A 9,840-nucleotide genomic window follows, 5' to 3' on the forward strand; every position below is an offset into this window, starting at 1 on the left:
AATACAGTGTGTTCCCCGTACTCACGGGGCTGAACCGGTGCCGTAACTACTAGCATTGTACAAATTCAAGTGTTCCCCGTACTCACGGGGCTGAACCGCTAACTTTTCCGTCCGCCGTTTTAATTTTTGCGTGTTCCCCGTACTCACGGGGCTGAACCGCGTGGGTTATCTGTGTAATTTATCTTTTTAGTGTGTTCCCCGTACTCACGGGGCTGAACCGAGATAGCATCAATTTGGAATGTGCAGCTATTAGTGTTCCCCGTACTCACGGGGCTGAACCGTGACCATTCAGTAATAGGCAGGCAGGGTGACGGTGTTCCCCGTACTCACGGGGCTGAACCGTTTGCAACAACAGCGGATGAGTTAGGTGTTAGGTGTTCCCCGTACTCACGGGGCTGAACCGCGCGCATTGCACAAAACGTCGCACCTTGGCTTGTGTTCCCCGTACTCACGGGGCTGAACCGCTTAGGCTCTGCACTATCAAAAGATTTATACGCGTGTTCCCCGTACTCACGGGGCTGAACCGCACAGCGCCGAGGTGTGGCATGAGTATTTTAAGTGTTCCCCGTACTCACGGGGCTGAACCGGTTAGGTGATATTATCTCGCAGCTATGGCGTTGTGTTCCCCGTACTCACGGGGCTGAACCGCTTTTGCTGCAGCGGTCTTTTCACTAAACATGCGTGTTCCCCGTACTCACGGGGCTGAACCGCAACCATCAATCAGTGACCGCATTATCTACATGTGTTCCCCGTACTCACGGGGCTGAACCGCCTGATTTATCAAAGTTCGTTGACACAACCGCGTGTTCCCCGTACTCACGGGGCTGAACCGCAATCATTCATACTTTCGATGTATGCGATCATGTGTTCCCCGTACTCACGGGGCTGAACCGCCATTTAAATACATGGTGCGGATTATCGTAAAGTGTTCCCCGTACTCACGGGGCTGAACCGATATCGAGTTCATGTTGAGCATGAATACAGGAGTGTTCCCCGTACTCACGGGGCTGAACCGGATACCTTTGTAGATATTAATGCTGTTGATGAGTGTTCCCCGTACTCACGGGGCTGAACCGGTAAACAAACCTTCTTTATCAGCCTCTTTTTGGTGTTCCCCGTACTCACGGGGCTGAACCGACTATCAATTGAGTCTGCAAGACTGCCAACTTGTGTTCCCCGTACTCACGGGGCTGAACCGCTGATACATTTATACCATCAATTAATACAACAGTGTTCCCCGTACTCACGGGGCTGAACCGCAAAAAAACTAGCACAAACACTGACACCACCAGTGTTCCCCGTACTCACGGGGCTGAACCGATGGAAACCGACATCACAAGCGGTGGTGAGAAGTGTTCCCCGTACTCACGGGGCTGAACCGAATAAAGAAAAATCAGCGGTTGTTAATGACTTGTGTTCCCCGTACTCACGGGGCTGAACCGCTAGCTGAATCGGTTTGAGCATCTTGAAATATGTGTTCCCCGTACTCACGGGGCTGAACCGTATGCTGCCAGTGGGTTTGTGCATTTTGGCAAGTGTTCCCCGTACTCACGGGGCTGAACCGACGTTGAGGGGCTTGATCCTATCACCGCCTATGTGTTCCCCGTACTCACGGGGCTGAACCGTTAAATCATACTCTGATTTAGTTGCTGACTTAGTGTTCCCCGTACTCACGGGGCTGAACCGCCTTAGTTGCTTTTCGTTTAATATGCGATTAACGTGTTCCCCGTACTCACGGGGCTGAACCGGTATTAAATTATGTTAAACACAGCACAGTATTGTGTTCCCCGTACTCACGGGGCTGAACCGAAGGATTCGCTCGATTTAACATGGAACCGAACGTGTTCCCCGTACTCACGGGGCTGAACCGTCATCGTGCTTACTTGTGCCGCCCGCTTCTTTGTGTTCCCCGTACCCACGGGGCTGAACCGCCCTGCGCTTGTTGCCCAAGCTCTAGCCCTTGGTGTTCCCCGTACCCACGGGGCTGAACCGTAAACGAGTTTAACGCTAACTTGCCAGAGCCCGTGTTCCCCGTACTCACGGGCTGAATTGGTGAATTTAACTGGCTAAGATTTCACTTGCTGAAGTGATCATTTTGCGTTGCGGGTGACATTTCGCGCTAAAGCACGGCCTACAGTACAGGACATTTGGAGTATTGTTGAATTTATAAAGGGAGGGGTTAAGCAACATGTAATACTTTGATTTGTCGCGAGGTAAACTCGCTGCTACGAATACATGGCTCTAATGCTCTTCATCAAAGACTTGAATTTGATTGCGGCCTGTTTTTTTTGCCACGTAAAGTGCGCTGTCGGCGGCGAGGATCATCATATCGGCGGTGGTGTATTTATCTGGTTTACAGCTGTAACATCCGATGCTGAGGGTGAGGTGGTCGGCTACGTTTGAATTTGGGTGCAGGATATTTAGTTGGCTTATTTGCTGCTGCAGTAATCTGGCAAATTTTAAGCAGTGGGGTTTATCAATGCTGGGTAACACAATTGCAAATTCTTCTCCGCCGTAGCGAGCTGCTAAATCACCTTGTCGCTTACATAAGCGATGCAAGGTTTGGGCAACTTGTTTGAGTGCCTCATCGCCTTGCTGGTGGCCATGATTGTCGTTATAAAGTTTAAAATAATCGATATCACAAATGATTAAACTCAATGGTTGATGTGAGCGTGTTGCGCGTTGAATTTCACTGAGTAAGGTTTGATCAAAACAGCGGCGATTGGCGATATTTGTCAGGCTGTCGAGATTTGCTTGTGATTGCAGTTCTTGGTTGGCTAAAAGTAATTGCTGTTGAGCTTGCTCTAAGCGTTGTTTATACAGAACGTTTTTCAGTGCATTGGCAATAATTTCACCTACCAGTTTGATCCGCATAAGGTCGGTGTCGGTCCAGTGGCGTATATGTGTTACACAATCACAGCCAATAAAACCAAATAAGGCGTTTTCAGAGCGCAGCCCAATACATAAAACAGACTTGATCCCCTCTGATTCAAATTCAGCTTTTTCAGCAGCAGCGGCTGGGGGTAACAAGTCTACATCAGATACCTTAAAAACGTGCTTTTCGTTCATGGTACTAAAAAAATACGGTAATAAATCTTGTTGAATATCTTGCAGCTTTTCTTTAAAAGGCTTGACCTGCGTATTAACCCATTCATGAGTATTGCTCATGGCTTTGCCGTTTTCACTAAATTGGAATAAATAGCTACGATCAGCATCACAAAATGTACCTATGGTTTTTAAAGCGCTTTCGATCTGTTGATCGAGGTTGTCTATTTGTATATCAATAAGTTGTGTTGATATTTTTGCTATTACTTCGTCAAAATCAGCGTGTACAGTAAACGATGTGTGCGGTTCAAGCGCCAGCATTATTAACTGTGGGCCAATTAAACTATAGGTGACTGTAACACGCAGGAGTGTGTGTTTTGTGGCAATGTTATAGATGTGTTCGGTGTTATTTTGGGGAGTTAAAAAGGTCTGATAATCAACAATCGTGTGGTTTTCTGTGTGTTTAATTGATAAGTGTTGAAATGCTTTTTCCACTGGACTTATTGCTGGCATTAATTTAAGTAACTGCTGACTTGATGCGTTGGCGTGCAGCGTATCTGTTTGTTGATCAAACAGCACAATTGCAAGTGGCAACGCTTGTAAAGATTGCCAAATTTCGTCTACAGAATACTGTCTCACTGGATTTCCAACTTCTTATTAACATATTAAGCTTACATTCAATTTTAAGAAAATGGTATTTTAATTAGCCGTTTTATATATAAATTAACTCGATATTAAGTTTTTAGTGCGTTTGGCTTATGGAAGTACTACAATTGATACTGTATATCATTACTCTTTTAAACGTTTTTTAGAATGATGACTCTTAGCACACTTAAGCACAGGTAAAACCGCTTTTCATGACCGACATTACAACTCACCAAGCATCACGACGTAGATTATTAATTGCATTAGCAATCACTAGCTCATTTATGGTTATTCAAGTTATTGGTGCCTATTATGCAAACTCTCTTGCCGTATTAGCCGATGCTGGGCATTTATTTGTTCATAATAGTTCTTTATTTATTGCTTTGATCGCATCGAGCTTAGCGATTCATTTAGCTAAAAACTACAACGATGGTTATCAAAAAGCAGAGTTGACCGGTGGTTTGATCAACGGTTGTTTATATTTGGCGATCAGCCTGGTGATTTTATACGAAGGCGGCGAGCGCTTTGTACATCACCATGAAGGGCAAGGCCCCGTCGTCAATAGCTATTTAATGTCGGTTATTGCCGCCACTGGATTTTTATTTCACGGTGCTGCAGCATGGGTATTATATAAAGGTAGAAAGGCTAGCTTTAATGTTTATGCGGTATTTTTACATTCATTTTTTGATTTGATTTCAACTGTCTCTACGTTTATCGCCGGTATACTTATTTATCTAACTGGTTGGAGCATTATTGATATTTTATCGAGCATGCTGATTGCGTTATTTGTTTTGTTTACAGGTGTAAAAGTGATTGTTGGATGCGTTAAAGGTCTGCGTTTAAATAAAGCAAAACTACCCGATGTGGCCGATATTGAAAGTGCCATAGGACAAGTTGAGCATGTAGAAAATGTGCACAATGTTACGGTTATGCGCCGTGACAAGGAGTTAGTTGTAGGGGCGCATGTGGTACTTAAACAACATTGCACTATAGAAAAACATGATGAAGCATGCCGACTTAAAGTTGAGCAATTGCTAGCAAGGCAATTTAATGTTGGCAACAGCGTATTACAAATCGAAAGTCATGGTTGTCAGCATTAAATACAACTAGTTAACTTGGCAAAATGCGTTTTTTATTTTACTTTTAGATATAGCCTATTTTATACGGAACAATCCATTGCCGTTTTTTCAGCATCGATATTTTGCATTCAGCTGTTCTATACTTTTAGGCGTGTTGGCCGGTTTTGTTAATTTACTGCCATTTTGGTTTCTCGACAGCTCTGAATTTTTATTTGGTCAGCTGTTTGTTTTAATTTGTTTGTTGCTATTTGGCTTACGCTACGCGTTAGTTGCTTGTACTATCAGTGCGGCTTTTATTTTTTATCGTTGGGGGCATTGTTGGCCATCAATTGTGTTTGTTGGCGAAGTGCTTTGGCTGTATCACTTTAGCTTTAAAACTGCACGGCTGCTGTTTATTCGCGGTATAATTTATTGGTTGTTAATTGGTATTCCGCTGCTGGGACTCATTGGCTATTTTATCATTGAGTTGCCATTACTGGCGGTCATTACCGCCTTGGTTAAGTATTTTTTAAATGCAGCCATTGTTTTATGCGTTATTGATTTACTCAGTTTCTTCTTTATTCAGCAAGTGTGGCAAAAACGACCAAATTCGCTGTATAAAATTCTTAATTACATTGTAAGCATCCTCATTATTTTAGTGGTGTTATTAACCACCATTGTACTTACCAACAATCATTATGCGCGTATCGAATATGAAGTGAAGGCGCAGCTTGCTGAAAAATCCGAAGACATTGCTGAAAAAATTGACCTGTATTTAAATGGCTATCGCCGTGGCATCGTATTAACTGCAAAAGCCATCGAGCAGGGGGTCGATAAACAGTTAGCATTGAGTCAGTTAATGGCACTATACCCTAACTTTCTTACATCAATGGTTACGGATGAAAACGCAATAGCTCAGGTATTTAATCCACTTAGTTTGCAAGAAAGCTTAAAAGGCAGCAATTTATCGGTTGCCGATCGCGATTACTTTACGATCGGTAAAGACTCGCCAACAGGGTATATTTCTAATGTTTTTAGGGGCCGAGGATTTGGTAATGAACCCATTGTGGGTGTTTCTGCACCAGTGCATATTAACGGGCGTTTTCAGGGAGTGGTTGAAGGTTCGTTAGTGTTGGGCTCCTTTTTGCAATTTAGGCCAACCATATTTGATAATGATGGTGAACTGATAATTCTTGATGCCAAAAAACACGTGGTGTTTAGCACCTTACCTAATCATTATTCGGTATTGACTCAGCTCACTGAAGATAAATTTACCCAGTTACAAGGTGATCAACAAGCCATTATGACCACCGACATTGATGGCGAACAATATTACGTAAAAATATATTTATCACAGCAACAAGGTTGGTATGTAGCAAGCTTATTAAAACGGAAATACGCTAATCTTGTGGCGGCAAGTGCGTGGGGGCAATCACTATTACTAACTCTTGTGGTGATTATTTTGATCAGTATCTTTATCACCCAGTTGAGTCGATGGTTAGTGAGGCCAATAGATGAGCTTACTGAACAAATCGATGCCTTTGATCCTAAAGCTGAAATCAGTGATTTACAGACTCAAAATAATGCGTGGCTGGAGGTGCTGAGCTTACAGCAGCAATTTGCTACTTTAGCATTTAAATTGACCAGCAACTTTAAAGATCTAGAACAAGTAAACACTGAAAATGCAGCACTTAATCTGCATTTAAAACAGTTTAATGTAGAGCTAGAGTATCAAGTAAATGAAAAAACAGATGAATTAGTTAAAGCTGTGGCAACTGCAAATCAGGCCAGCAAAGCTAAATCACAATTTTTAGCGAATATGAGTCATGAAATTCGCACCCCGCTTAACGGTATTATGGGGCTGACTGATATTTTACTTAATGCTGATGACGTGAAGTTGGAATACCGCGAACAATTGCAAATGATCCAGCAAAGCGCTAAAAATCTATTATTGATTTTAAACGATATTTTAGACTTTTCGAAAATTGAGGCGGGGGCGGTCAAACTAGACATTCATATAGTTAATGTACGAAAACTGCTTACTCAATTAGCACAGGTGTTTACAAATACTGGCGTACAGCCAGGCGTTGAATTTATATTAAATATTGCCCCGTCAGTACCCGATGTGGTGCAGTTAGATTCACTAAGGTTAAGCCAAATTGTCAATAACTTGTTGAGTAATGCAGGGAAATTTACGAAAACTGGTAGTATAACGATGAACATTGATTATGCTGATAATCATTTATCTGTGGCTGTAACTGACACTGGCATTGGTATTTCTGGGCAACAGCAATCATCGTTGTTTCGTGAGTTTACTCAAGCTGATATTTCAACCACGCGGCAATATGGTGGCACAGGATTAGGCTTAACTATTTGTAAGCGAATAGTTCAGTTAATGGGAGGCAAGCTTAAATTACACAGCGAGATTGGTAAAGGCAGTTGCTTTACTATCACCATTCCTATTGAAGTAGCGCAACTTACCCATGAAGTAGATATACAGCAAAGCATTCCTGACTTAACTGGGTTGAAAGTATTACTGGTAGAAGATAATCAAATCAATCAAATCGTTATTGCAAAAATGCTCAGTGACACCCATTGCACCTTAGAAGTTGCTAACGATGGTGAAAAAGCATTGGCGTGTTTACAACACAATATGGCCGATATTATTTTAATGGATTGCCAAATGCCTATTATGGATGGTTATCAGTGCACAGCTGAAATCCGTAACAACAGTGCTCAATTTGGTCCTGTGATTATTATTGCCATTACCGCAAATGCTTTTGAAGACGACCAAAAACGTTGTTTAGAAGTGGGTATGGACGATTTTATAGCCAAACCCGTGGATCGCGGCCAACTTTTTCAATGCCTTAAAAAGTGGGCTGATACATTGAGCTAGGTAGTTTGCAATTTCTCTAGCAGTGCTTGGATATACGCATCGCTAATGAGAATCTCTGCAGTTGTTGGTTTTGCAAAGTAATAGCCTTGAAGGTCATCACAGCCGATACTGTTTAAAAAGCGTATTTGCTCAATTGTTTCTACGCCTTCTGCAATACAATATAGATCTAGGTTTTCAGCTAAGGTGTGGATTGTTTTGATGATTGATTCATTATTACTATCTTGGCCGATATTACGCACAAAGCTTTGATCAATTTTAATCACATCAATTGGAAATTGACTTAAATACGTTAAAGACGAATACCCGGTACCAAAATCATCCAGTAATAATTTAAAACCTGCGTTTCTGAGCGCTTGCAGCTGCTTAGCTGCTTTGTTTTTGTCATCAAGCAAGGTGTTTTCGGTGATCTCTAAACGTAACTGAACAGGTTTTATATGATGCTGATTTAAAATAAGTAATAAGCGTTCGGTTAAATTAGATTTTAAAATATGCACAGGTGATAGATTTAACGATAAGTAAAACCGTGGGTTAGCTTTAAATAATGGTGCGAGATCTTCAAGTGCACGGGTCAGCGCCTGCTCGGTGAGTACATCGATTAAACCAGTTTCTTCTGCAATAGGAATAAACACTGCCGGGGATATCAATTCTGCTTGGTGTTGCCAGCGCATTAATAGCTCTACACCTTTGATTTTTTTGCTTTTATTATTAACAATTGGCTGGTAATTATTAAAAAATAAATCGTCTTTGTAGGCATCTTTTAAGGCATTTTCGAGCAGTAGTTTTTGGGTGATTTGGTTATTCATTTGTTCAGTGAAAAACTTAAAGCCGTTGCGGCCCGATTGCTTAGCATGCATCATTGCGATGTCGGCATTACGAATAAGCTCATCGGTGGTGTCGGCATCAAATGGGTAGAGTGCCACACCGACGCTGGCCGAGATATTAATTGCAAAATCGTTGATCACCACCCGTTTTGCAAGTTCTTCAGTGAGGCTACGCACTAAGTTACTCAAACTTTGTGGCGAGTCTAAGTTTTTAATTAATAATAAAAACTCGTCACCGCTTTGACGCCCAACAATGGCATTTTTATCAAGCATACTATTCATTCGATAGGTAATATCACATAACAGCTGATCGCCAACCGCATGACCAAATGAGTCATTCACCGGTTTGAATTTATCTAAATCTATAAACAGTAAAGCAACTAGACTGGCATGTGTATCGGCATCTTTTATCGCATGCGATATCTTTTGATACATTAGTGACCGATTTGGTAGCTTAGTTAATGGATCATAGTTTGCCAGATAGCGTAGTTCATTTTCAGCGCGTTTTTGCTCGGTTAAATCAGAAATAACCACCACATAATAACTCACTACATTACTGTCTTTTGCCACTGCGGTAATACTAATATGAATAGGGTGCGACGGATTTATCTTAGTTTTTATATAAGCGTCACCACGCCAATTTTGTTTCGGTTGTAATGATTTTAGAATATTGATGAAATCGACATATTGTTTTTTCCCCAGTGCTGCTAAAAACCGTTTTAGTTCAAGCTTTGCTGGGATTGTTTGAATAGAAAAGGCTTCTGCAAAGCTATTATTAACAGAAAACGGAGTCAGTTGACTGTCTAAAATAAGTAGCCAATCGTTTATTTGGCTAAAGGCTTCGCCTAATACCGCAGCTTGCTGTGCTGTAGCACGTTGTTCGGTTATATTGGTATAGATTCCAGCTAATCTTGTAGGATAGCCTTGCTCGTTCGTTTCAATCACTTTACCGATATCGTGATACCAAAGCCAGTTTCCATTAGCATGTTGAAGCCGATACGTGACCTGCCATTGTTGAGCATTTTTTTGAGTGATGAATAAATGCCAATCATGAAGAACTTTACGTTTATCATCTGGGTGTATTAATGCGCAAAAATCGTCAAAATTGAACTTTTGTGGCAAAGTTTTATAGCCTAGCTCATGTTTTAAGCGCTGCTGCTTTATCCAATGTGCGGCAATATCAACTTCCCATACACCGCTTTTACTACTGTTTAAAGCAAGCTCTGTTTGTTGTTGTGATTGCAGTATTTCATCATGAGTATGCTTAATAATGCGCTGACGGGAGCGGTATTGCCAAAAAATAACAAATAGCACTAAAAACGTAAGTAATAAATAAAGGCTTATTGCAAGTGGCGAGCGCCACGGAGCATAGGCA

The 9,840-nt window shown here is 41.7% G+C and carries 4 protein-coding genes and 1 CRISPR repeat array; of the genes, 2 read left to right on the forward strand and 2 right to left on the reverse strand.

Annotated features, from left to right (window positions below; all coding sequences use genetic code 11):
- Positions 1 to 8: 8 nt before the first annotated feature.
- Positions 9 to 1,992: a CRISPR direct-repeat array (repeat unit 29 nt; unit sequence GTGTTCCCCGTACTCACGGGGCTGAACCG).
- A 249-nt stretch (positions 1,993 to 2,241) separates the two neighbouring features.
- Positions 2,242 to 3,684 (reverse strand): diguanylate cyclase domain-containing protein, encoded by a 1,443-nt coding sequence (locus H5232_RS20945; RefSeq protein ID WP_182831445.1) that lies wholly within the window; start codon positions 3,682 to 3,684, stop codon positions 2,242 to 2,244.
- Positions 3,685 to 3,902: 218 nt separating this feature from the next.
- On the opposite strand from H5232_RS20945, the gene H5232_RS20950 reads away from it, so the two are divergent.
- Together H5232_RS20950 and H5232_RS20955 are read left to right on the forward strand one after the other, a co-directional pair.
- The gene (locus H5232_RS20950; protein ID WP_182717799.1) at positions 3,903 to 4,790 is read left to right on the forward strand and encodes a cation diffusion facilitator family transporter; all 888 of its coding nucleotides are present in this window, start codon (positions 3,903 to 3,905) and stop codon (positions 4,788 to 4,790) included.
- Positions 4,791 to 4,920: 130 nt separating this feature from the next.
- Positions 4,921 to 7,644, forward strand: a complete 2,724-nt coding sequence (locus tag H5232_RS20955; RefSeq protein WP_310736894.1) for an ATP-binding protein — start codon at positions 4,921 to 4,923, stop codon at positions 7,642 to 7,644.
- On the opposite strand, the gene H5232_RS20960 is transcribed toward H5232_RS20955, so the two are convergent.
- Positions 7,641 to 9,840, reverse strand: a 2,200-nt coding sequence (locus H5232_RS20960; protein WP_182831447.1) for a bifunctional diguanylate cyclase/phosphodiesterase, incomplete at its 5' end; no start/stop codon positions are given. The genes H5232_RS20955 and H5232_RS20960 overlap by 4 nt on opposite strands.

Origin of the sequence: Pseudoalteromonas sp. SG41-5, from assembly GCF_014164495.1 — a bacterium.
Classification (GTDB): Bacteria; Pseudomonadota; Gammaproteobacteria; order Enterobacterales; family Alteromonadaceae; genus Pseudoalteromonas; species Pseudoalteromonas rhizosphaerae.